At 71.8% G+C, this 20805-nt stretch carries 21 protein-coding genes; 13 read left to right on the forward strand and 8 right to left on the reverse strand.

Annotated elements, in window-relative coordinates:
* Window positions 1-62: 62 nt before the first annotated feature.
* Window positions 63-1484 (forward strand): carboxylesterase family protein, encoded by a 1422-nt coding sequence (locus AB0K15_RS35215; RefSeq protein ID WP_364060541.1) that lies wholly within the window; start codon window positions 63-65, stop codon window positions 1482-1484.
* A gap of 34 nt (window positions 1485-1518) precedes the next feature.
* Here AB0K15_RS35215 and AB0K15_RS35220 read toward each other — a convergent pair whose 3' ends face one another.
* The 4 genes from AB0K15_RS35220 to AB0K15_RS35235 all read right to left on the reverse strand — a co-directional run bounded on the left by AB0K15_RS35220 (window position 1519) and on the right by AB0K15_RS35235 (window position 4785).
* Window positions 1519-1902 carry a YchJ family metal-binding protein gene (locus tag AB0K15_RS35220; protein ID WP_364060544.1) on the reverse strand — a complete coding sequence of 128 codons (384 nt, stop codon included), beginning with the start codon at window positions 1900-1902 and terminating at the stop codon, window positions 1519-1521.
* Window positions 1889-2359 (reverse strand): ribonuclease HI, encoded by a 471-nt coding sequence (rnhA, locus tag AB0K15_RS35225; RefSeq protein ID WP_255638179.1) that lies wholly within the window; start codon window positions 2357-2359, stop codon window positions 1889-1891. The genes AB0K15_RS35220 and rnhA overlap by 14 nt, the downstream gene beginning before the upstream one ends.
* 21 nt (window positions 2360-2380) lie before the next feature.
* A complete protein-coding gene (locus AB0K15_RS35230) occupies window positions 2381-3856 on the reverse strand; it encodes a glycosyltransferase family 39 protein (RefSeq protein WP_364060547.1) in 1476 nt (491 codons plus the stop codon).
* Window positions 3857-3942: 86 nt separating this feature from the next.
* The gene (locus AB0K15_RS35235; RefSeq protein ID WP_364060550.1) at window positions 3943-4785 is read right to left on the reverse strand and encodes an alpha/beta hydrolase; all 843 of its coding nucleotides are present in this window, start codon (window positions 4783-4785) and stop codon (window positions 3943-3945) included.
* Between the two features lie 67 nt (window positions 4786-4852).
* Between AB0K15_RS35235 and AB0K15_RS35240 the strand changes: the two genes are divergently transcribed.
* Window positions 4853-5647 (forward strand): DUF1684 domain-containing protein, encoded by a 795-nt coding sequence (locus AB0K15_RS35240; RefSeq protein ID WP_364060553.1) that lies wholly within the window; start codon window positions 4853-4855, stop codon window positions 5645-5647.
* A 3-nt stretch (window positions 5648-5650) separates the two neighbouring features.
* Here AB0K15_RS35240 and AB0K15_RS35245 read toward each other — a convergent pair whose 3' ends face one another.
* Genes AB0K15_RS35245 through AB0K15_RS35255 form a run of 3 tightly spaced genes read right to left on the reverse strand, consistent with a single transcriptional unit; the run spans window position 5651 to window position 9023 of the window.
* Window positions 5651-6412 (reverse strand): enoyl-CoA hydratase-related protein, encoded by a 762-nt coding sequence (locus AB0K15_RS35245; RefSeq protein ID WP_364060556.1) that lies wholly within the window; start codon window positions 6410-6412, stop codon window positions 5651-5653.
* 36 nt (window positions 6413-6448) lie between these two features.
* On the reverse strand, window positions 6449-7837 hold the full coding sequence (locus AB0K15_RS35250; protein WP_364060559.1) for a 4-hydroxyphenylacetate 3-hydroxylase N-terminal domain-containing protein: 1389 nt from the start codon (window positions 7835-7837) through the stop codon (window positions 6449-6451).
* 31 nt (window positions 7838-7868) lie between these two features.
* Entirely contained in the window at window positions 7869-9023 is a 1155-nt protein-coding gene (locus AB0K15_RS35255; RefSeq protein ID WP_364060562.1) for an acyl-CoA dehydrogenase family protein, read from the reverse strand.
* 140 nt (window positions 9024-9163) lie between these two features.
* Here AB0K15_RS35255 and AB0K15_RS35260 point away from each other — a divergent pair, with 140 nt between their 5' ends.
* From AB0K15_RS35260 to AB0K15_RS35270, 3 genes are read left to right on the forward strand one after another with little or no spacing between them, the layout of a single operon-like run.
* Window positions 9164-10135, forward strand: coding sequence for a nitronate monooxygenase family protein (locus tag AB0K15_RS35260; RefSeq protein ID WP_364060565.1), 972 nt, complete (start codon window positions 9164-9166; stop codon window positions 10133-10135).
* A gap of 11 nt (window positions 10136-10146) precedes the next feature.
* Complete coding sequence (locus AB0K15_RS35265) at window positions 10147-10902, forward strand: 3-hydroxyacyl-CoA dehydrogenase (RefSeq protein WP_364060568.1); 756 nt, start codon at window positions 10147-10149, stop codon at window positions 10900-10902.
* 43 nt (window positions 10903-10945) lie between these two features.
* Window positions 10946-11608, forward strand: coding sequence for a TetR/AcrR family transcriptional regulator (locus AB0K15_RS35270; protein ID WP_364060571.1), 663 nt, complete (start codon window positions 10946-10948; stop codon window positions 11606-11608).
* A gap of 6 nt (window positions 11609-11614) precedes the next feature.
* Here the strand turns inward: AB0K15_RS35270 and AB0K15_RS35275 are convergent, their stop codons facing one another.
* The gene (locus tag AB0K15_RS35275; protein WP_364060574.1) at window positions 11615-12253 is read right to left on the reverse strand and encodes a TetR/AcrR family transcriptional regulator; all 639 of its coding nucleotides are present in this window, start codon (window positions 12251-12253) and stop codon (window positions 11615-11617) included.
* 212 nt (window positions 12254-12465) lie between these two features.
* Between AB0K15_RS35275 and AB0K15_RS35280 the strand changes: the two genes are divergently transcribed.
* Genes AB0K15_RS35280 through AB0K15_RS35315 form a run of 8 tightly spaced genes read left to right on the forward strand, consistent with a single transcriptional unit; the run spans window position 12466 to window position 20798 of the window.
* Complete coding sequence (locus AB0K15_RS35280; protein WP_364060577.1) at window positions 12466-13977, forward strand: acyl-CoA synthetase; 1512 nt, start codon at window positions 12466-12468, stop codon at window positions 13975-13977.
* A 35-nt stretch (window positions 13978-14012) separates the two neighbouring features.
* Window positions 14013-15116, forward strand: a complete 1104-nt coding sequence (locus tag AB0K15_RS35285) for an NAD(P)-dependent alcohol dehydrogenase (RefSeq protein WP_364060580.1) — start codon at window positions 14013-14015, stop codon at window positions 15114-15116.
* 4 nt (window positions 15117-15120) lie between these two features.
* Window positions 15121-15312 carry a ferredoxin gene (locus AB0K15_RS35290; protein ID WP_364060583.1) on the forward strand — a complete coding sequence of 64 codons (192 nt, stop codon included), beginning with the start codon at window positions 15121-15123 and terminating at the stop codon, window positions 15310-15312.
* A 13-nt stretch (window positions 15313-15325) separates the two neighbouring features.
* A complete protein-coding gene (locus AB0K15_RS35295; RefSeq protein WP_364060586.1) occupies window positions 15326-16540 on the forward strand; it encodes an FAD-dependent oxidoreductase in 1215 nt (404 codons plus the stop codon).
* Window positions 16540-17988 (forward strand): aldehyde dehydrogenase, encoded by a 1449-nt coding sequence (locus AB0K15_RS35300; RefSeq protein WP_364060589.1) that lies wholly within the window; start codon window positions 16540-16542, stop codon window positions 17986-17988. Before AB0K15_RS35295 ends, AB0K15_RS35300 begins: the two co-directional genes overlap by 1 nt.
* The gene (locus AB0K15_RS35305; RefSeq protein WP_364060592.1) at window positions 17985-19247 is read left to right on the forward strand and encodes a cytochrome P450; all 1263 of its coding nucleotides are present in this window, start codon (window positions 17985-17987) and stop codon (window positions 19245-19247) included. The genes AB0K15_RS35300 and AB0K15_RS35305 overlap by 4 nt, the downstream gene beginning before the upstream one ends.
* 32 nt (window positions 19248-19279) lie before the next feature.
* Complete coding sequence (locus tag AB0K15_RS35310) at window positions 19280-19687, forward strand: SCP2 sterol-binding domain-containing protein (protein WP_360606121.1); 408 nt, start codon at window positions 19280-19282, stop codon at window positions 19685-19687.
* A gap of 22 nt (window positions 19688-19709) precedes the next feature.
* A complete protein-coding gene (locus AB0K15_RS35315) occupies window positions 19710-20798 on the forward strand; it encodes an ATP-binding cassette domain-containing protein (RefSeq protein WP_364060595.1) in 1089 nt (362 codons plus the stop codon).
* The last annotated feature ends 7 nt before the right edge of the window (window positions 20799-20805 follow it).

A 20805-nucleotide genomic window follows, 5' to 3' on the forward strand; every position in this document is an offset into this window, starting at 1 on the left:
CTCGCGGGACACGGAACTCGCCACCGGCCCGCGTGTCCACCCCGATCACTAGGCTGGCCCGCGTGACGACGGTGGAGACGCGGGCCGGTGCGGTGCGTGGCGAAGTGCGCGACGGGGTCGGGTATTTCCTGGGCGTGCCCTACGCCGAGCCGCCCGTGGGTCCGCTGCGGTTCCGGCCGCCGCGGCCGGTCGGCCGCTGGATCGGCGTCCGCGACGCGACGCAGTTCTCCGCACGGGCCCCGCAGCCGGAGGTGACCGGGCGCGGGTTCACCGGCGAGGAGGACTGCCTCCACGTCAACGTCTACGCGCCGGCCTCGCCCGGGCCGTACCCGGTGCTGGTATGGATCCACGGCGGTGGCGGGGTGATGGGCTCGCCGCACCAGTTCGACGCGTCGGCGTATGCGCGCCGCGGCGTGGTCGTGGTGACCGTCGGCTATCGCCTCGGGGTGCTGGGCATGCTGCGGCTGCCGGGCGTGTCCGAAGGCAATCTTTCCCTGCACGACCAGGTGCTCGCGCTGGAGTGGGTGCGTGACAACGTGGCCGCGTTCGGCGGCGACCCGGAGCGGGTGACACTCGCCGGGCAGTCGAACGGCGGGCGCACGGTGGGCACGCTGCTGGCCGTGCCGCGGACGCGGGGCCTGGTCCACCAAGCGATCGTGCAGAGCGGCACGGGCGTCGGCTCGGTCGTGCACACGCCGGCCGAGGGCGAGGCCGTGGCGGCGGCGTTGCTGGCCGACCTCGGCGTGTCCGCGAGCGAGCTCGCCGCGCTTCCGGCGCCGCGGATCCTCGAGGCGCAGCAACGGGTCGCGGCCGCTTCGGGGACGCTCGTGACCTACCGCGTGATCGTGGACGGCGACCTGCTGCCGCGGTACCCGGATGAAGCCGTGGCCGACGGCGCCGCGCGCGACGTACGGGTGCTCACCGGCACGACGGCCGACGAGCAGGACCTGTTCACCTGGCTGCAGACCGGTCGCGCGAAGCTGCTGGGCACCGGGTCGACGATGCTCGACGACGAGACGATCGCCAAGGGCGTCGCCGCCTACCGCGAGCTGCTGCCGGACTGGCCCGAGGACCAGCTGCGCAACCGCGTGCGGACGGCCGGCGACTGGTGGCTGCCCGCCATCCGGCTGGCCGAGGCACAGCACGCCGCGGGCGGCACCGCGTGGATGTACCGGCTCGACTGGCGGATCGCGCCGCGCGGCAAGGGGCTCGGCGCCGTGCACGGGCTCGACCTGCCGTTGATGTTCGACGACATCGGCAACAAGAACTGGCGCTTCCTGTTCGCGCTGGCGAAACCGGATCCGGCGCGGCTGCAGGCGCTGGCCACGCAGATGTTCGACGTGTGGGTGCGCTTCGTCGCGACGGGCGACCCCGGCTGGGCGCCGTACGAGCCCGGGTCGCGGATCACGCGGCTGTTCGACGACGTGAGCACGACCGTGTCCGACCCGGACGCCGAGCAGCGCCTGCTGTGGGATTCCCTGTGAGCGCGGTTTCCCAGGGCAGGTTCAGCGCGCAGTTTCAGAGGGCACTGACGTAGAACCACTGGCCGGCTTCGCGGACGAAGCGGCTGTTCTCGTGCAGCGTGTCTTCGTGGCCACGGAAGCGGTAGTGCGCGCGGAACTCCACGGTGCCTTCATTCTGCAGCAGCCCGCCGCCCGTGCCGCCGAGGATGTCGAGGCCGGTCCACTCCTGGCCGTCGTCGAGGCGCAGCCGTTTCGGGCGGGTTTCCGGGTGCCAGGTCGCCAGCAGGTACGCGGGATCGGCGACGGCGAACGCGCTGTAACGCGAGCGCATCAGCAGCTCCGCGGTCGGCGCGGTCTGGCGGCCGTCGTGGAAGCGGCCGCAGCACTCGGCGTAGGCCTGCGGCAGGCCGCAGGGACAGCGAGGGTCAGCCGCGGGCACGCTTGACCCCGGCCTGAGCGGACTCCTGCGCGCCCTTCACGGCCAGCCGGTCGGCGCGCTCGTTCTCGGGCAGGCCCGCGTGGCCCTTGACCCACAGCCACTCGACCTCGTGGCGCTCGCCCGCGGCGTCGAGGCGCTGCCACAGGTCGGCGTTTTTCACGGGCTGCTTCGCCGCGGTCTGCCAGCCGTTCTTCTTCCACCGCGGCATCCACTGCATCACGCCGTTGCGCACGTAGGTGCTGTCGGTGTAGATGCGCACGACCGAGGGCCGCGTGAGGCTTTCCAGGGCGCGGATCGGCGCCATCAGCTCCATGCGGTTGTTGGTGGTCACGGTGTCCTCGCCGCCGTAGAGCTCGCGCTCGTGGCGGCCGTAGCGCAGGAAGGCGCCCCAGCCGCCCGGGCCAGGGTTGCCGCTGCAGGCTCCGTCGGTGTAGATCTCCACGGCCTCTTCACTCACGCAGCGACCCTACCGAGCGGGTCAGCCGAAGTGGCGGAGGCTCGGCCAGAGTGCCGACCACGCGGCCGTGGTCCCGGTGCACAGGGCGACAGGGGTGCCCTGCTCGTCGTTGTCGATCCCGGTGTCCTGCACGGCGACCTCGCGGCAGCCGGTGAACGCGCGGGCCGGGCGGTCGAACGAGCCGACGAGCACCACGGCCCCGTCTATCCGGTCGGGCGGCGGGCCCCAGTCCGCGTAGGACATGTGACCCGAGTACGGCGCGGGCAGGTCGTGGGCCGGGCCGTAGTGCTCGATCGCACCCGCTTCGCCGTAGTTGCTGGTGAACACGACGGCGTTGGCCTTCTCGGGAATCTGCCGCCACGCGTCGGCGACGGTCGTGACGAACCCGGGCCAGCCGATCTGTTCGCCCTGCTCCTTGTTCAGCGCGAGCACCGGGCCGAGCGCTTGCGCCGGCACGATCGGCAGCCCGATGGCGAGGGAGACGGCCGCCCCGAGCGCCGCGGCCGCCAGCCACCACCGCCTCGCGCGGCGGCGCGCGAACCACTCCAGCGCGGGCTGCACGCCGGCGGCGGTCAGCAGCATCAGCAGCGGCAGCGAGTAGTACGCCTTGCCGCCGAGCGCGAGCAGGACGACGCAGAGGACCGGGTACGCGAGGGCGAGCGACCGCAATCGCGGTGTCTTCCACAGCCGCACGATCCCGGCGATCCACACGGGCACCAGTGCGGGGGAGAGGTACGCGATCTGCAGCGGGACGAACATCAGGCGGTTCTCGGCGCCGTCGTTCTCGCTGATGCCGCCGGCGAAGGCGACCATGGGCCAGCCGTTGCGGGCTTCCCAGACGAGCACGGGCGCGACCGCCGCGAGCGCGATCGCGGCGCCCGCGGCCAGCCACCACGTCCGGAACACCTTGCGAGGCCCCGTGATGAACACGCTGACGCCCAGCGCGAGCAGCAGCAGGGGCACGAGCCACTTGTTGAGCAGCCCGACGCCCGTCGCCGCACCGATCGCGAGCCACCAGCGGTGGTCGCCGGTCTTGAGCAGCTTGACGGTGAACAGCCCCAGCACCGACCAGACGAGCATGTCGATCGTGGTGGTGGACAGCATGTGCGAGACGACGAGGACGTAGCCGGACAGCGCCGTGACCACGGCGGTGATCACCTGGCCCGCATACCCGGCCCCGAACTCCCGCGCGAGCGACGCCAGGACGACCACGGTCGCCACCCCGGCGAGTGTCGCGACCACCCTCAGCCCGGGCGCGGTGTCCCCGAACAGGCTCGTCGCGAGCCTCGCCAGCGCCGGCGTCAACGGCGGCTGGTCCACATAACCCCACGCGAGCCTGTTCCCGGCGGCCACGTAGTAGAACTCGTCGCGGTGGAACCCGTACCCGCCGGACAACACCGTGAGCACGGCGGCCTGCACCAGCACCACGATCCCGACCCCGCCCGCCGCAAACGGCGCCCGGGTCTTCGTCGCGGTCTCCGAAGCGGTTTCCCCCATGGCTCCCCCTCACCCGGAAGGCGGATCGTAACGCCGCCCCGAGATCGACAGGGCCCCCGTTTCCGACCCGAGACTCGGCGGCCGGGTCAGCGCGACGACACGTCGCGGACCGCCTGGACCACGGCGTCCGGCCGGAGCCAGGCGAGACCCGCGTGCCCGGCGTCGTCCAGGCGGCGCACCTCGGCCCGGGGGAGCGCGGCGGCCAGGTCGGTGTACAGCCGGTGCTTGGCCTGGGTGGACTCGGCCGGCGAGGCGCGCGCCTCGGGCGGCACCAGCTCCTCGGCGAACCGGTCCACCCCCATGGCGGACACGAAGATCAGCGGCACGTAGGGATCGGGCCCGGCGTCGCGGACCTCGCCGAACAGCCGCGGCAGGTTCATCGGCTCGCGCAGGGACTGCCGGTAGCGCTCGCGGCCGAACCCCTGGTCCAGCAGCGGTTCGCGGATCTCGGCAGGCCGGCCAGCGAGCGCCCGGCCGAACGTGGCCCGGTACGCGTTCCGCATCGCGTCCAGCTGCTCGGGCGAGAACAGGTCGTCGGTGCTCGAGTTCCGCAGCAGCCGCGCCTTCTCCTCCGGCAGGTAGCCGGCGATGTCCTCGTGCGTCGGGTCGAGCAGGACCAGGCCGGCGACCTCACTGGGGAACCGCTTCGCGTACAGCCGCGCGTAGAGCCCGCCGAGCGAATGCCCGACCAGCACGTACGGGCCGGGCACACCCGCGCGGCGCAACAGCCCACGCAGGTCGTCGGTCACCTGCGTGCCGCTGCGGGGGAGGTCCACCAGGTCGCTCCAGCCCGTGCCGAGCCGGTCGTAGAGCACGCTCGTGGTGAACTCCGCGACGAGGTTGTGCACGGTCCAGTAGTAGAGGCCGAACATGCCGCCACCGGCCAGGAACACCGCGGGCGGCCCACCGGTGCCGGACCGTGCCCGCATGATGGGACGTGGAACAACGCCCGCGGCGCCGCGTTGTTCCCGGCACGGGTCGACGGAAGGGGCAGGCATGACGGCGAGCACCAGGGACTTCACCCAAGCCTGGCAGGACTGGAAGCTCCAGCGCGAGAAGGAGCTGGCCGATCCCTACGGCTGGCTGGCGCTGGTGTCCCTCGACTGGCTGGACGACGAGCCGCGGAGCTACGGGGACCTGCCCGGGAAGTGGTGGCAGGACGAGGAAGCCGCGTACGTCGACCCTGACGGTGCCGACCTCGAGCACGAGGGCGAGAAGATCACCGGCGTCAAGCGGATCGAGCTGGTGAACAGCGGCGCCGGGACGCGGGTGACGGCCGGGGCCGTCGAAGTGGAGATCGCGAGGCGGTCGGGGTACCTGATCCGCGTGCACGATCCCGAGGCGCCGGTGCTGAAGACGTTCCGCGGTGTGCCGGCGTACGAGCCCGACGAGAAGTGGTCCGTCACCGGGCGGTTCGAGGCGTTCGAGGAGCCGAGGCCGGTCACGGTGGGGGCGGTGGTCGAGGGGCTGTCGCACGTGTACACCGCGCCCGGCAAGGTCCGGTTCACCCACGAAGGCACCGAGTACACGCTCACCGCGTTCAACGGGCGCGAAGGCGGCTTCACGATCCTGTTCACCGACGCCACCAGCGGCGTGACCACCTACGCCGCCAACCGGTCGCTCGCCGTGGACAAGCCGGACGAGAATGGCCGCGTCACGGTGGACTTCACGAGGGCCCGCAACCTGCCCTGCGCGTTCACCGACTTCGCGACCTGCCCGCTGCCGCCCGAGGGCAACCGGCTCCCGTTCGCCGTGGAGGCGGGGGAAAAGCTGCCCTACGAGCGGCAGTAGGCCTCACTCGCCGCGGAACTCGGGGCGACGCTTGGCGCGGAAGGCGGCCAGGCCTTCGGCGAAGTCCTTGGTGGCGAACAACGACGACTGACCGGCCCGCTCCAGCTCGAACGCGCCGTCGAGCTGGGCCAGGGAAGACGCGGCCAGCGCCCGCTTCGTCTGCGCGAAGGAAGCCGTGGGGCCCTCGGCGAGCCGCCGGGTGAGGCGGGCGACCTCCGCGTCGAAGCCGGCGTCCGGCACGACGTGGGAGATCATGCCCCACTCCAGGGCCTGCGGAGCGGCGATGCGCTCGGCCAGCATCGCCATCCGCGCCGCCCGGGCGCGGCCGATGGCGGCGGGCACCAGGGCGGTGGAGCCGCCGTCAGGCATCAGGCCGACGTTGGCGAACGCCAGCAGGAAGTAGGCCGACTCCCGCGCCACGCACAGGTCCGCGGCCAGCGCGAACGAGCAGCCCACGCCCACGGCCGGGCCGTTCACGGCGGCCACCACCGGCTTCGGGATGTCGCGGAACAGGCGGGTGAGCCGGTTGGCGGCGTCGATCGTGCCGGTGTCCGGGTCGGCCTCGATGTCGCGGCCGGCCAGGTCGGCGCCGGCGCAGAAGGCGCGCCCGGCGCCCGTCAGCACGACCACCCGCACGCTCGCGTCCGCCACTGCCTCCGCCACGGCGTCGCCCGCGCGCACGAGCATCGCGGTGGTCACCGCGTTGAGCCGGTCGGGCCGGTCGAACTCGATGCGCAGCGCGGCACCGTCCTGCGCGATCTTCACTGGCACATCAACTGGCGCGGTCAAGGAAGGCCCCTTTCAGGCGAGTCCGGCGTGGTGGCTGACGTACGCCCGGGCGCGCGTCGGGTCGTAGGTACGGGCAATCTGCAGCTTCTCCGCCTCCAGCGAACCTTCCGCGTGCGTGGCGAGCACGGCCTGGTAGCCACCGTAGTCGCGGGCGGTGAGGTCGGCGATGAGGTTCAGCAACCGCAGCCGGGGCTCGGCCGGTACGGCGGCCGCGTAGTACTTCTCCAGCACGGCGCGGATCTCCGGGTTCGCCCAGTCCTCACCACCGGGGCCGGTGGCGAGCAGCCCGCCCGCGAGATCCATGAGCTTCGCCGCCGCGTCGTGGAAGCCGTGCGCGAAGGTGTACTTCGCCGTGTTCACCGCGACGGGGTCGGGCTGCTGGATGCCGTCCTGCCCGGGCCGAGACCGCAGCGCCGCCAGCTCCGCGAGCCCCCGCACGGTCTCGGCGTACGCGATGAGCTGCGTGATCTTGTCCTTCACGTGCCCGGCGCGCGCGATGCCGTTGTACTCCGCGATCAGCGACGCCGAACCCACCAGCAGGTCGAGCAGCGGCAGCTTGTAGTTGATCGCGGTGAACCGGTGGTAGTCCACGAACGCGATCGCCAGCGGTCCCGCCAGTTCCGGGCGCCGGTTCAGGAACACGCGTTCCTTCGGCACGCGCACGTCGTCGAACACCGTCAGGCTCTCGAGCATCTTGTGCTTCGACGACAACGGGAACTCGAACTCGTTGCGCTCGCCGGCGAGGTAGGGCGAGACGTAGATGTTCAGGCCCGGCGTGTCGACCGGGATCGCGAACGACACCGCGTAGTCCGCGTCGTCGGGTCCCATCGCGCGCGTCGGCAGCACGATCAGCTCGTCGGCGTTGGCCGAGTACGACGTGTGGCACTTCGCGCCGCGCACGGTGATCGAGTCGGCGTCCTCGTCGACGATCCTCAGGTACAGGTCCGGGTCGGCCTGCCGGTGCGGCGCGAGCGAACGGTCGCCCTTCACGTCCGTCTGCGCCACGGCCAGCGCCAGGTCGTCGCGGCACACGCGCTCGTGGAACGCCTTCGCGCGCTCCAGCTCCTCACCTTCGAGTGTGCGCAGCAGCGCGAACATCGCGTCGCTGCCCACTTCCTTGAGCACGATGATGCCGCCGCCCAATCGGGAGACGGTCTCGATCAGCTCACCGCGTGCCCGCAGCTGCTCGGCCGAACGCGGCACCCGGTAGAACGCCGAATACCCGTCGGCCACGGCCAGCTCGGGGTGCGACTGCGCGATGCCGAAGCAGTGCGCGGAGTGGTCCACCGCGAGCGTCAGCTCCGGGTGGTCGCCCACGCTCGTCACCCGCTGCCCGCGGTAGAACACGCGCCGGCCGTCCCGCAGCCCGTCCCGGTACTCCTTCGCCGTGCGCAAACCCATGTGTCGTCCGCTTTCCGTGTCGGTGGGGTGGTCAGTTGCCTGCGGCGAGATCACGGCCGATGATCTCCTTCATGATCTCGGTGGTGCCGCCGTAGATCGTCTGGATGCGGGAGTCCACGAAAGCCCGGGCGACGGGGTACTCCAGCATGTAGCCGTAGCCGCCGTGCAGCTGCACGCAGCGGTCGACGACGCGCTTCTGCAGCTCGCTGGCCCACCACTTGGCCTTCGCCGCGTCGACCGCGGTGAGCGTGCCGGCGTTGAGCCCGTGCACGCACGCGTCGAGGTACGCGGCCGTCACGTCGCGCTCGGTGGCGATCTCGGCGAGCACGAAGCGGGTGTTCTGGAAGTCGCCGATCGGCTTGCCGAACGCCGTGCGGCTGAAGCAGTATTCGCGCGTTTCGGCGAACACCGCGTCGATGCTCGCGAGGCTGCCGACGGCGATCGACATGCGCTCGCGCGGCAGCCGTTCCATCAGGTGCGCGAACCCGCGGCCCTCGGTGCCGAGAAGGTTCGCCACCGGCACCCGAACGTCGGAGAAGAACAGCTCCGCGGTGTCCTGCGCGTGCAGGCCGACCTTGTCGAGCTTGCGCCCGCGCGTGAAACCGGGGGTGCCGTCCTCGACCACGATCAGGCTGAACCCGCGCGACCCCGCCGCCGGGTCGGTGCGCGCCACCACGATCACGAAATCGGCGTTGATGCCGCTGGTGATGAACGTCTTCTGTCCATTGAGGACCCATTCGCCGCCGTCGCGCACGGCCGTGGTGCGCACGCCCTGCAGATCGCTGCCCGCGCCGGGCTCGGTCATCGCGATGGCGCCGATCAGCTCGCCGGAAGCCATGCCCGGCAGCCACTTCCGCCGCTGCTCGTCGGTGCCGAGGTCCTGCACATACGGGATGACGATGTCGTCCTGCAGCCCGAAACTCGAGTGCAGCGAAGCCGCCCCGGCCCGCGCCAGCTCCTCCGCCACGACCACGCGGTAGCGGTAGTCGGGCTGCCCGGCGCCGCCGTGCTCCTCCGGCACGGCCAGCCCGATCACGCCCTGCTTGCCGGCGGCGCGCCAGACCTCGCGGTCGATCAGGCGGTCGGCGTCCCACCGGTCGAGGTTCGGCACGACCTCACGCGAGACGAACTCGCGGACCAGTTCGCGGTAGGCGTCGTGGTCGGCGGTGAAGAGCTGGCGCTGCACGGGTGCCCCCTGCGTCGTCGAAAGTTATCTAACGATCGTTAAACACGTCCGCCGCTGTCAAGAGACACGGGTCACTGTATATCTAACGATCGCTAAGTTACCGTCGGTACCGAAACCGTGGGCCGAACAAGGGAGTCCGGATGCTGCGCACGCGCTTCTGCGAGGTTTTCGGGGTGGCGCACCCCATCGTCCAAGGCGGCATGCAGTGGGTGGGCCGCGCGGAGCTCGTGGCCGCCGTGGCGAACGCGGGCGCGCTCGGGTTCCTCACCGCGCTCACGCAGCCGACGCCGGAGGACCTGGCGAAGGAGATCGTCCGCTGCCGGGAGCTCACGGACAAACCGTTCGGGGTGAACCTCACGATCCTGCCGTCGATCAACCCGCCGCCGTACGCCGAGTACCGCGACGTGATCACCGGTTCCGGCGTGCCCGTCGTCGAGACGGCCGGGTTCAACCCCGCCGAGCACCTGCCCGCGTTCCGCGCGGCCGGGGTCAAGGTGCTGCACAAGTGCACCAGCGTCCGCCACGCGGTGAAGGCGCAGGCCCTCGGCGTGGACGGGGTTTCCATCGACGGGTTCGAATGCGCCGGGCACCCCGGTGAGGACGACGTCCCGGGACTGGTGCTGATCGCCGCCGCGGCCGAGCAGGTCACCATCCCGATGATCGCCTCCGGCGGGTTCGCCGACGGCCGCGGCCTCGTCGCCGCCCTCGCGCTCGGCGCCGACGGCGTCAACATGGGCACCCGGTTCCTCGCCACGGCCGAGGCGCCGGTGCACGACAACGTGAAGCAGCGCCTCGTCGAGGCCACCGAGCGCGACACGGAGCTGATCTTCCGGTCGCTGCGCAACACCGCGCGGGTGGCGTCCAACGCCACGAGCCGTGAGGTGGTCGACATCCTCGCGGGCGGCGGTGGTTTCGACGACGTGCGCGACCTGGTGGCGGGCAGCCGCGGGCGCAAGGTGTACGAGACCGGCGACACCGACCTCGGCATCTGGTCCGCCGGTGTCGTGCAGGGACTGGTCCACGACGTGCCGACGGTGGCGGAGCTGGTCTCCCGCATCGTCGCCGAGGCACACGAGATCATCGCCGGCCGCCTGGCCGGCGTGCTGGCCTGAGGAGGACACGGATGGACATCGCGAACACGGTCGCGCTCGTGACCGGCGGGGCGTCGGGGCTGGGCCTGGCCACCGCGAAGGAGCTGCACCGGCGTGGTGCGAAGGTGGTCGTGGTCGATCTGCCCACTTCGGACGGTGCCGCGGTCGCCGCGGAGCTGGCCGGCGTGTTCGCCCCGGCCGACGTGACGAGCGAGGCCGACGTGCGGGCCGCCGTCGACACCGCCGCGTCGCTGGGCGACCTGCGGGTGGTCGTCAACTGCGCGGGCATCGGCAACGCGGTGAAGACCGTCGGCAAGAAGGGCGCGTTCCCGCTGGAGGCGTTCACGAAGGTGGTGTCGGTCAACCTGATCGGCACGTTCAACGTGCTCCGGCTGGCCGCCGAGCGGGTGGCGCAGACCGAACCGGTGGGGGAGGAGCGCGGGGTCATCGTGAACACGGCGTCCGTCGCGGCGTTCGACGGTCAGGTCGGGCAGGCCGCGTACTCGGCGTCGAAGGGCGGGATCGTCGGCATGACACTGCCGATCGCGCGCGACCTGGCCAGCCTCAAGATCCGCGTGATGACCATCGCGCCGGGGCTGTTCCACACGCCGCTGTTCGCCACCCTGCCCGACGAGGCCGTCGAGTCGCTCGGCGCGCAGGTGCCGCACCCGTCCCGGCTGGGCGATCCGGCGGAGTACGCGGCGCTGGCCTGCCACATCGTGGAGAACCCGATGCTCAACGGCGAGACCATCCGGCTCGACGGCGCCATCCGCATGGCCCCGCGCTGAGCCTAGACTCGGCGGGGAAGCTTCCGGACTCGATGGGTGGAACATGGTGCGTGCGCGGGAGGCGGTGGCCTCCGCTTCGGTCTCGATCGAGGTCGAGCCGGGGGCCGATTGGCGGCACTACGACGAGCTGGAGCTGACGCCCCTGCTCGCCGCCGCGCTCGACGCGTTCTACGAGCACGGTTTCCACGGCACGTCGGTGCGCGACATCGTCCGCCGGGTCGGGCAGACCGTGCCCTCGCTGTACTACCACCACGACAGCAAGGAAGGCGCCTTCGTCGCGTTGCTCGACCTGGGCACCGGCGAAGCCGTCAGCCGGGTCATCGCGGCGGCGGCCGACGCGTCCGGCCCGCGTGCGCAGCTGGTCAACGTCGTCGAAGCCGTGGTGCTGCACATGACGCACCGCACGCGGCTGGCCGCACTGGACCTCGAGCTGCGGCACCTCTCGCCGGACTCGCGCAAGCGGTACGCCGCGCGCCGCAAGGAGATCGAGACCGTCCTGACCGGCATCATCGAGGACGGCGCGCGCGAGGGGGTGTTCACCGTGGCCCACCCCGAGGAGACCGTGCGCGCAGTGCTCGGCATGTGCCAGTCGATCGCGCGCTGGTACCAGCCCGGCGGGCCGCTGAAGCCCGAAGAGCTCGCCGAACGGTACGTGGACCTGGCGCTGCGCACCGTCGGCGCGCGGGCGGTGAAGCGCAAGCGCTGAGGCGCGTCACGGACGCGGTGCGGGCTCCAGGTACAGGGTGCGCCAGATGACCTCGGTCATGGAGTCGGCCAGCGCGCCGTCCTCGGACTCCGGGGTGAAGCGCAGCGTCTGGTGACACGTGCGCTCGACCATCCACGTGAGCGCGGAAGCCGTGGCGCGCACGGGCATCGGGGCGATCGTGCCGGCGGCCTGGCCGCGTTCGATGATCGCCGCGATGGCATCGACGAGGCCGTCCATGATGCCGCGGTAGAGCTCGTCGACCTCGGAGTCGTAGGCCGCCATCTCGATCACGGCGTAGAGCACCGAACGGTGGTCCCGGTAGCGGGCGATGATCTCCGTGATCGACGCCCGCAGGTCCTCGGGGTCGCGCGCGTCGGCGCTGTTCCACCAGCGTTGCGCGGCCTCGGTGAGGTCGGCGAACACGTGCTGGGCGAACAGCCGCAGCAGCTGGCCCTTGTCCTCGAAGTAGACGTAGAACGTAGCGCGCGAGATACCGCCCTCCGACGCCAGGCGGTCGACGCTCAGCTCGGTGAACGTGAGTCCCTCGCCCATGAGGCGCTCGGTGGCCTCCAGCAACTGGCGGCCGAGGGTCTCCCGGCGCTGCTGCTTGCGAGCGGTCTGGGGCTTGCGGGTCACCGACGGCATCCAGCCTCCTTGTCCTCGCTCTCACCCTACCGGCTCGCCGCTCGAATTGACTGGACAGAGAATCCAGACATACTGTCTTGACAACATGTGAGCTGGGCCATACGCTCAACTTAACGAACGCTAGATAGCTCTCCCGAGGTCACAGTCGACCGGTTCGGGCGCCCGCGGCGCACCGGTCGGCTCCCCGTCCGGTTCCCCTGCCAGGAGCGCCCATGTACCCCGGTGTCCACGCCGAGCAGTTCCCCGACAAGCCCGCCGTCGTCGTGGCGGGCGGCGAGGTGCTCACGTACGGGCAGCTGGAGGAGCGTTCGGCGCGGCTGGCGCGCTACTTGCACGAAGCGGGCCTGCGCCGCGGCGACCACATCGCGCTCCTTTCGGGAAATGACCCGAAAGTGTTCGAGGTCTACTGGGCCGCGCTGCGCTCGGGCCTCTACATCACGGCCGTGAACCGGCACCTGTCGCCGGCCGAGGTCGCCTACATCGTCGACGACTGCGGCGCCGAGGCGCTGATCGTGTCCGCCGGGCTCGCCGACGTGGCCGAGGCTGTCGTCGCCGACACGCCGAAGGTGCGCATCCGCCTGGCCTACCGCGGGAGCGCGGCCGGCTACGAGTCCTATGAGGACGCGCTGGCGAGCGTCTCGGCCGAGCCGTTGCCGGAGCAGCCGCGCGGCATGGACATGCTCTACTCGTCCGGCACCACGGGCCGGCCCAAGGGCATCAAGCCGCCGCTGCCCGAGCGCCGGGTCGACGAGCCGGGTGACGTCTACACCGCGGTTTTCGGTCCCCTGTACGGCTTCGGCCCCGACACGGTCTACCTCTCGCCCGCGCCGGTCTACCACGCGGCGCCGCTGCGGTTCGGCGGTGTGGTGCAGGCGCTGGGCGGCACGGTGGTGCTGATGGAGCGGTTCGACGCGGAGCAAGCGCTTTCCGCGATCGAGACCCACCGCGTGACACACAGCCAGTGGGTGCCGACGATGTTCGTCCGCATGCTCAAGCTCCCCGAAGCCACGCGCGCGAAGTACGACCTGTCGAGCCAGCGCGTGGCCGTCCACGCCGCGGCGCCGTGCCCGGTCGACGTCAAGCGCGCCATGATCGACTGGTGGGGCCCGGTCCTGCACGAGTACTACTCGTCCACCGAGGGCAGCGGCATCACGTTCATCGACAGCGAGCAGTGGCTGCGCAAGCCGGGCTCGGTCGGGCCGGCCGGCGTCGGCGTGATCCGGATCTGCGGCGAGGACGGCGAAGAGGTGCCGGCGGGCGGCATCGGCACCGTCTACTTCGAACGCGACGCGCTGCCGTTCGCCTACCACAACGACCCGGGCAAGACCGCCGAGGCGCAGCACCCGGAGCACCCGACGTGGACCACCACGGGTGACGTCGGGTACGTCGACGAGGACGGTTTCCTCTTCCTCACCGACCGCAAGGCCTTCATGATCATCTCCGGCGGGGTGAACATCTACCCGCAGGAGATCGAGAACGCGCTGACGCTGCACCCGAAGGTGCTCGACGTCGCCGTGGTCGGCGTGCCCGACCCGGAGATGGGCGAGGCGGTGCAGGCGTTCGTCGAACCCGCGGGCGAGGCCGCGCCCGGGCTCGGCGACGAGCTGCGCGAGTACCTGCGCGAGCGCATCGCGCACTACAAGGTCCCCCGGGCGTTCACGTTCGTGGACCGGCTGCCCCGCACTCCCACCGGAAAGCTCGTCAAGGGCGAGCTCACCCGCTGACCGACCACCTCGGACTCACCAGGAGCGAGAAGACCATGCAGATCAAGGCCGCGGTGCTGCGCGCCGCCGACGGGCCCTACCGGATCGAGGACGTCGAGCTGCCCGCACCGGGCGCGGACCAGGTGCTGGTGCGCATCGCCGGCGCCGGGCTGTGCCACACGGACCTGCTGCCGCGCGCGCCGGGTTTCCTGGCGGCGCCGCCGATCATCACCGGCCACGAGGGCTCGGGGATCGTCGAGGCCGTGGGTGCCGACGTGACGAGCCTGGCGCCGGGTGACCACGTGGTGCTGTCGTTCGACTTCTGCGGCCACTGCGCCAACTGCGTCGCCGGGCACCCGTCGTACTGCGAGACGTTCTTCCCGCGCAACCTCACCGGCCACGACCCGGACGGCGAGCAGCCCGTGCTCGACGCCGCCGGCGAGGCCGTGGCGGCGCGCTGGTTCGGGCAGTCGTCGTTCGCGTCGCACTCGGTGGTCGCGGCGCGCAACGCGGTGAAGGTCGACCCGGAGCTGCCGCTGGAGCTGCTCGGCCCGCTCGGCTGCGGCATCCAGACCGGCGCGGCCTCGGTGTTCAGCGCGCTCGGCGTGGAGCCCGGCACGAGTTTCGTCGTGTTCGGCGCCGGCGGCGTGGGCCTGTCCGCGGTGATGGCCGCGCGGGTGGCCGGTGCCGCGCGGATCGTCGCCGTGGACCTCAACCCGCGCCGGCTGGAGCTGGCGAAGGAGCTCGGCGCCACGCACACCGTCGACGGCGCCGCGGCCGACCTGGTCGAGCAGCTGCTGGCGGCCACCGGCGGCGCTCAGTACACCTTGGACACCACCGGCGTGCCCTCGGTGATCACCACGGCGATCGCGGTGCTGCGCCCCACCGGCACCTGCGGGCTCGTGGGCGTGCAGCAGGGCGACCTGGTGCTCGACCCGACGGCGCTCGCCGTGGGCCGCAACGTGATGGGAATCCTCGAGGGCGACGCCGTGCCGCAGGTGATGATCCCGCGGCTGATCGAGCTGTGGCGCCAGGGCCGGTTCCCGTTCGACCGGCTCGTGGAGACGTTCCCGTTCGAGGAGATCAACGAAGCCGAGCAGGCGAGCCTGAAGGGCGAGGTCGTGAAGCCCGTCCTGGTTCCCGCCGCGCGGAAGGAGTGAGCACGTGAAGATCGTCGTGGACCGCGCCCGCTGCACCGGGCTGGGCATCTGCGAATCGTTCGCGCCCGAGGTGTTCGAGGTGGACGACAACGGTGACCTGGTGGTGTCGTCCGAGACCGTGCCCGACGGGCTCGAGTCCGAAGTGGAGCAAGCCGTGACGGGCTGCCCGACCGAGGCGCTGAGGCTTGAAAAGTGACGGGGCTCGAGAAGTGACCCGTCTCGTCGTGGTCGGTGCCTCCCTGGCCGGGTTGCGGGCCGTGGAGGGCGCCCGCAAGGCCGGGTTCACCGGGTCCGTCACGCTCGTCGGCGCCGAGGAACACCTGCCGTACGACCGGCCGCCGCTGTCGAAGGCGTTCCTCGACGGCCCGGTCGCCGCGCCGGTGTTCCGCGAGGAGCAGGTGCTGCGTGACGAGCTGGGGGTCGAGCTGGTGCTCGGCACCCGGGCGCACGCCCTGGATCCGGCCGGGCGCGTGGTGCACGCGGGCGAGGGCGAAATCCCCTACGACGGCCTCGTGATCGCCACCGGCGCGACCGCCCGCACGCTGCCCGGCACGAGCCACCTGGCCGGCGTGCACACGCTGCGCACGCTCGACGACGCGCTCGCCGTGCGCGCGGCCCTCGACGCCGGCTCGCGCACGGTCGTGATCGGCGCCGGGTTCATCGGCTCGGAAGTCGCCTCGGCGGCGCGCAAACGCGGCCTGCCGGTGACCGTGGTGGAGGCGGCGCCGACGCCGTTGCTGCGCGCGATCGGTGCCATGGGCGAACCGTGCTCGGCGCTGCACCGCGCGAACGGCACGGACCTGCGCTGCGGTGTCGCCGTGACCGGGGTCGAGGGCCGCGGCCGCGTCGAGCGCGTGCGGCTGGCCGACGGCACCACACTCGACGCCGGCCTCGTCGTGGTCGGTGCCGGCGCGGTCCCGGCCACGGACTGGCTCGCGGGCAGCGGGCTCACGCTGGAGGACGGCGTGGTGTGCGACGAGACGCTCGCGACGGGGCTGCCGGGCGTCTACGCCGCGGGTGACGTCGCCCGGTGGGCCAACCCGTTGTTCGGCCGGGCCATGCGCCTGGAGCACTGGAGCAGCGCCGCGGAGCAGGGGGCCGCGGCGGGCGTTGCTGCCGCGCTGCCGGGGACGGCCAAGCCGTACGAGACCGTGCCCTACTTCTGGTCGGACTGGTACGACGCCCGCATCCAGTTCGCCGGCGTGCCCGACGCCGACGAGATCCGGGTGGTGCTGGGCGATCCGGACGAGGGCCGGTTCGTCGCGCTGTACCGCTCCGGCGACCGCCTCACCGGCGTGCTCGCGGTGAACAAGCAGCGGGAGATCATGAAGTTCCGGGCCCTCATCGCACGCCGCACCGACTGGTCCGGCGCGCTCGACTTCGCCGCCCGGCGGCGGGAACCCGTGTCCGAAGGAGTGCGCTGATGCACGAACACGAAGCCCTGTACGTCGACGGCGCGTGGGTGCGCCCGGCCGGCGGTGCCACGCTCGCCGTGGTCTCGCCGGACACCGAGGAACGCATCGGCACGGTGCCGCTCGCCGGGGAGCCCGAAGTGGACGCCGCCGTCGCCGCGGCCGGCCGCGCGCTGCGGTCCGCGGAGTGGGGCGGGCTCACGCCGGAAGCCCGGTCCGGGTTGCTGATGGCGTTCGCCGAGGAGCTGGGCAAGAACGTGGCCCAGCGCGCCGAGCTCACCACGATCCAGAACGGCATGCCGATCACCGTCGCCACCGCGGCCGAGGGGGCCGGCCCGGTCGGGATCCTGCAGTACTACGCCGCGCTCGGGGCCGCGCCCGCCGAGGCGCGCCGGCCGCGGCTGGACGGGCAGGGCGTCACCGTGGTGCGCAAGGAGCCGGTCGGCGTGGTCGCGCTCGTGGTGCCGTGGAACTTCCCGCAGGTGCTCACGATGTTCAAGCTCGCGCCGGCCCTGGCCGCGGGCTGCACCGTGGTGCTCAAGCCGTCGCCCGAGACCACTTTGGACGCTCTGGAACTGGCGGCCACCGCCGAACGCGCCGGCCTGCCCGCGGGCGTGCTCAACGTGATCTCCGGCGGCGCCGACATCGGCGAGTACCTCGTGGCACACCCCGGTGTGCAGAAGGTCGCGTTCACCGGGTCCACCCCCGTGGGCCGCAAGATCGGCGAAGCCTGCGGCCGCCTGCTGCGCCCGGTGACGCTGGAGCTGGGCGGGAAGTCGGCCGCGATCGTGCTCGACGACGCCGACCTGGCGGCCACCGTGCAGGGCCTGGCCACCGCCAGCCTGCTCAACAACGGCCAGACGTGCTACCTCTCCACGCGCATCCTCGCCCCGCGCTCGCGCCACGACGAGGTCGTCGCCGCGCTGTCGGGGCTGGCGTCGGCGCTGACCGTCGGCGACCCGCTCGACCCCGGCACGCACGTCGGCCCGCTCGTCAGCGACAAGCAGCGGCGCAAGGTCGAGGAGTACGTGGCGGTGGGCCGACAGTCCGGCGCCACGCTGGCGGCCGGCGGCGGGCGGCCCGATCGCGACCGGGGCTGGTACGTGCAGCCGACCGTGTTCGGCGGCGTCGACAACGGCAGCCGGATCGCGCGCGAGGAGATCTTCGGCCCGGTGCTCACCGTGATCCCGTACACCGATGTCGACGAAGCGGTCTCTATCGCCAATGACTCCGATTACGGCCTCGGCGGCACCATCTGGACCTCCGACGTGGAGAAGGGCCTCGACGTGGCGCGCCGCGTGGAGACCGGCAGCGTCGGCGTGAACTTCTACGACCTCGACCTGGGCGCCCCGTTCGGCGGCGTGAAGGCCAGTGGCGTCGGCCGCGAGCTCGGCCCGGAGGGCCTGGCCGCCTACCAGCAGCTCAAGTCCGTCTACTTGGGACAGGAGATCCCCGCATGACCGCCATCGTGACCCCGCAGCAGCGCGAGTACGACGAGATCGACCTTTCGTCGCGGGCCTTCTGGTCGACCCGCGCCGCCGACCGCGAGCGCAGTTTCGCCACGCTGCGCCAGGCACGTCCGGTGTCCTGGCACCGGCCGGTCGAGGACGCGCTGATGGAGGACCCCGAGGACCCCGGCTACTGGGCCGTGGTCCGCCACGCCGACATCGTCGACGTGAGCCGCCGCAGCGACGTGTTCGTGTCCGGCCAGGGCGTGATGTTCGAGAACATCCCCGAGGAGATGCTCGAGGCGTCGCAGTCGTTCCTGGCGATGGACGCGCCGCGGCACACGAAGATCCGCAAGCTCGTCAGTGCCGCGTTCACGCCGAAGCAGGTGCGCCGCATCGAGGAGCAGATCAAGGCCAACGCCCGCGACATCGTGCGCGAGCTGGCCGAAGCGGGCAGCGGCGCCGACTTCGTGCGCCAGTGCTCCGGGCAGCTGCCGATCCGCACGTTGTCGGACATGGTCGGCATCCCGGAGTCCCACCGCGAGAGCGTGGCCCACGCCGCGGACGCGTCGGTGTCCTGGGCCGACCCGGTCTACCTCGCCGGGCGCGACCCGATCGACATGATCTTCGAGGCCCAGATGACGCTGCACGGCGTGGCGTTCGAGATGGCCGAGCACCGCCGGGCCCACCCGGCCGAGGACCTGATGACCAACCTCGTGCAGGCCGAAGTGGACGGTGAGCGGCTCACCGACGAGGAGATCGCGGCCTTCTTCGTGCTGCTGTCGGTGGCGGGCAACGACACCACCCGCCAGACCACCAGCCACACGCTGCGCGCGCTCACCGACCACCCGGAGCAGCGCGAGTGGCTGATGGCCGACTTCGACGGCCGCATCGGCAGCGCGCTCGAGGAGTTCGTCCGCTGGGCCTCGCCGGTGATGACGTTCCGCCGCACGGCCGTCGCCGACTTCGAGCTGGGCGGGCAGCGGATCAGCACCGGCGACAAGGTGGTGATGTTCTACGCGTCCGGCAACTTCGACCCCGAGGTGTTCGACGAGCCCGGCCGCTTCGACCTCAGCCGCAGCCCCAACCCGCACGTGAGCTTCGGCGGGGGCGGCGCGCACTTCTGCCTCGGCAACCAGGTCGCCAAGGCCCAGCTGCGCGCCCTGTTCGGCGAGCTGCTGCGCACCCTGCCGGCCATCACGGCCGGCGAGCCCGACTACCTGGCCGGGAACTTCGTGCACGCCGTGCGCGCCATGCCCTGCTTCTTCTGAGACCACGTTCCCGAACAGACCGGAGGCCAGCCATGCCCGCGTTCAGCAAGCCCGAAGAGATCTACCAGTACATCGGCGGCATCTTCGAAACCGCGTTCGCCGACGCCGACCTCGCCGCCAAGCTCGCGGGCACCGGACTGGTGCTGAAGATGGTGTGCACCAACCCCGAGTCCGCGCTGCTGATCGACACGCAGAACCGCCGCGTGACCGGCGACGCGTTCGACGCCCCGGCCGACGCGACCATGACGATGGACAGCGAGGTCGCCAACGGCTACTGGCAGGGCAAGGTGAACCTCACGTTCGCCATGGCCCGCGGCAAGGTCAAGGTGGACGGTCCGGTGTCGAAGCTGATCAAGCTCGCCCCGCTGTCGAAGAAGCTTTTCCCCGTGTACGTCGAAAAGCTGCGCGCCGACGGGCGCGAGGACCTGATCGTCGGCTGAGCCGGGAAGGGCGAGCACAACGGTGGGTGCGGAAGTCGTCGTCGAGGGCCTGACGAAGTCGTTCGGGCGCCAGACGATCTGGCGGGACGTGACCCTCACCCTGCCCCCGGGTGAGGTGTCCGTCCTGCTGGGTCCCTCGGGAACCGGGAAGTCGGTGTTCCTCAAGTCGCTGATCGGGCTGCTCAAGCCCGACCGCGGCCGCTGCGTGGTCGACGGCGTCGACGTGGTCACCTGCTCGGAGCACCGCCTCTACGAGGTGCGCAAGCTGTTCGGGGTGCTGTTCCAGGACGGCGCGCTGTTCGGCTCGCTGACCTTGTTCGACAACATCGCGTTCCCGCTGCGCGAGCACACCCGCAAGTCGGAGACGGAGATCCGGCGGATCGTGCACGAGAAGCTGGAGCTCACGGGCCTGGCCGGCGCCGACCGCAAGCTGCCCGGCGAGATCTCCGGCGGCATGCGCAAACGCGCCGGGCTGGCCCGCGCGCTCGTGCTCGACCCGGAGATCGTGCTCGTCGACGAGCCCGACTCCGGCCTGGACCCGGTGCGCACCACCTACATCTCGCAGCTGTTCCTCGACGTCAACGCCCAGAGCGACGCGACGTTCCTCATCGTCACGCACAACATCAACCTCGCCCGGACCGTGCCCGACAACCTCGGCATGCTCTTCCGCCGCGAGCTGGTGATGTTCGGGCCGCGCGAAGTGCTGTTGACCAGCGAGGAGCCGGTGGTCCGCCAGTTCCTCAACGGCCGCATGGACGGCCCGATCGGCATGAGCGAGGAGAAGGACTCGGCGACCATGGCCGCGGAACGCGCGAAGTTCGCGGCCGGGCACCACGCCGGTGGTGTCGAGGAGGTCGCCGGCATCCCGCCGCAGATGCAGCCCGCGCCCGGTCTGCCGGCGCGGCCGGGTGAGGTGCGGCGCAAGGAACGCGTGCTGCGCCTGCTGCCGACGCTGCCCGAAGCGGCGCAGGACGGGATCCTCGCGTCGCTCACCCCCGAGGAACGGCGCCGCCACGGCGTGGCCCGCCTGGACCGTCTGGACGGCGTGGACCGCGTCGACCGCGTCGACCGCGTGGACGAGGGCCGCCACCGCGTCGAGGAGGTCTCGTGAGCACCAC

The organism is Amycolatopsis sp. NPDC049253, from assembly GCF_040678995.1.
In the GTDB taxonomy this organism is placed as follows: Bacteria; Actinomycetota; Actinomycetes; order Mycobacteriales; family Pseudonocardiaceae; genus Amycolatopsis.

What these genes read in the sequence shown, in the direction of transcription:
- AB0K15_RS35275 (WP_364060574.1), bottom strand. Translation starts at nt 12,253, where the DNA reads ATGCCGTCGGTGACCCGCAAGCCCCAGACCGCTCGCAAGCAGCAGCGC.
- AB0K15_RS35230 (WP_364060547.1), bottom strand. Translation starts at nt 3,856, where the DNA reads ATGGGGGAAACCGCTTCGGAGACCGCGACGAAGACCCGGGCGCCGTTT.
- AB0K15_RS35265 (WP_364060568.1), top strand. Translation starts at nt 10,147, where the DNA reads ATGGACATCGCGAACACGGTCGCGCTCGTGACCGGCGGGGCGTCGGGG.
- AB0K15_RS35260 (WP_364060565.1), top strand. Translation starts at nt 9,164, where the DNA reads ATGCTGCGCACGCGCTTCTGCGAGGTTTTCGGGGTGGCGCACCCCATC.
- AB0K15_RS35235 (WP_364060550.1), bottom strand. Translation starts at nt 4,785, where the DNA reads ATGCGGGCACGGTCCGGCACCGGTGGGCCGCCCGCGGTGTTCCTGGCC.
- AB0K15_RS35240 (WP_364060553.1), top strand. Translation starts at nt 4,853, where the DNA reads ATGACGGCGAGCACCAGGGACTTCACCCAAGCCTGGCAGGACTGGAAG.
- AB0K15_RS35250 (WP_364060559.1), bottom strand. Translation starts at nt 7,837, where the DNA reads ATGGGTTTGCGCACGGCGAAGGAGTACCGGGACGGGCTGCGGGACGGC.
- AB0K15_RS35305 (WP_364060592.1), top strand. Translation starts at nt 17,985, where the DNA reads ATGACCGCCATCGTGACCCCGCAGCAGCGCGAGTACGACGAGATCGAC.
- AB0K15_RS35310 (WP_360606121.1), top strand. Translation starts at nt 19,280, where the DNA reads ATGCCCGCGTTCAGCAAGCCCGAAGAGATCTACCAGTACATCGGCGGC.
- AB0K15_RS35280 (WP_364060577.1), top strand. Translation starts at nt 12,466, where the DNA reads ATGTACCCCGGTGTCCACGCCGAGCAGTTCCCCGACAAGCCCGCCGTC.
- AB0K15_RS35285 (WP_364060580.1), top strand. Translation starts at nt 14,013, where the DNA reads ATGCAGATCAAGGCCGCGGTGCTGCGCGCCGCCGACGGGCCCTACCGG.
- AB0K15_RS35270 (WP_364060571.1), top strand. Translation starts at nt 10,946, where the DNA reads ATGGTGCGTGCGCGGGAGGCGGTGGCCTCCGCTTCGGTCTCGATCGAG.
- AB0K15_RS35300 (WP_364060589.1), top strand. Translation starts at nt 16,540, where the DNA reads ATGCACGAACACGAAGCCCTGTACGTCGACGGCGCGTGGGTGCGCCCG.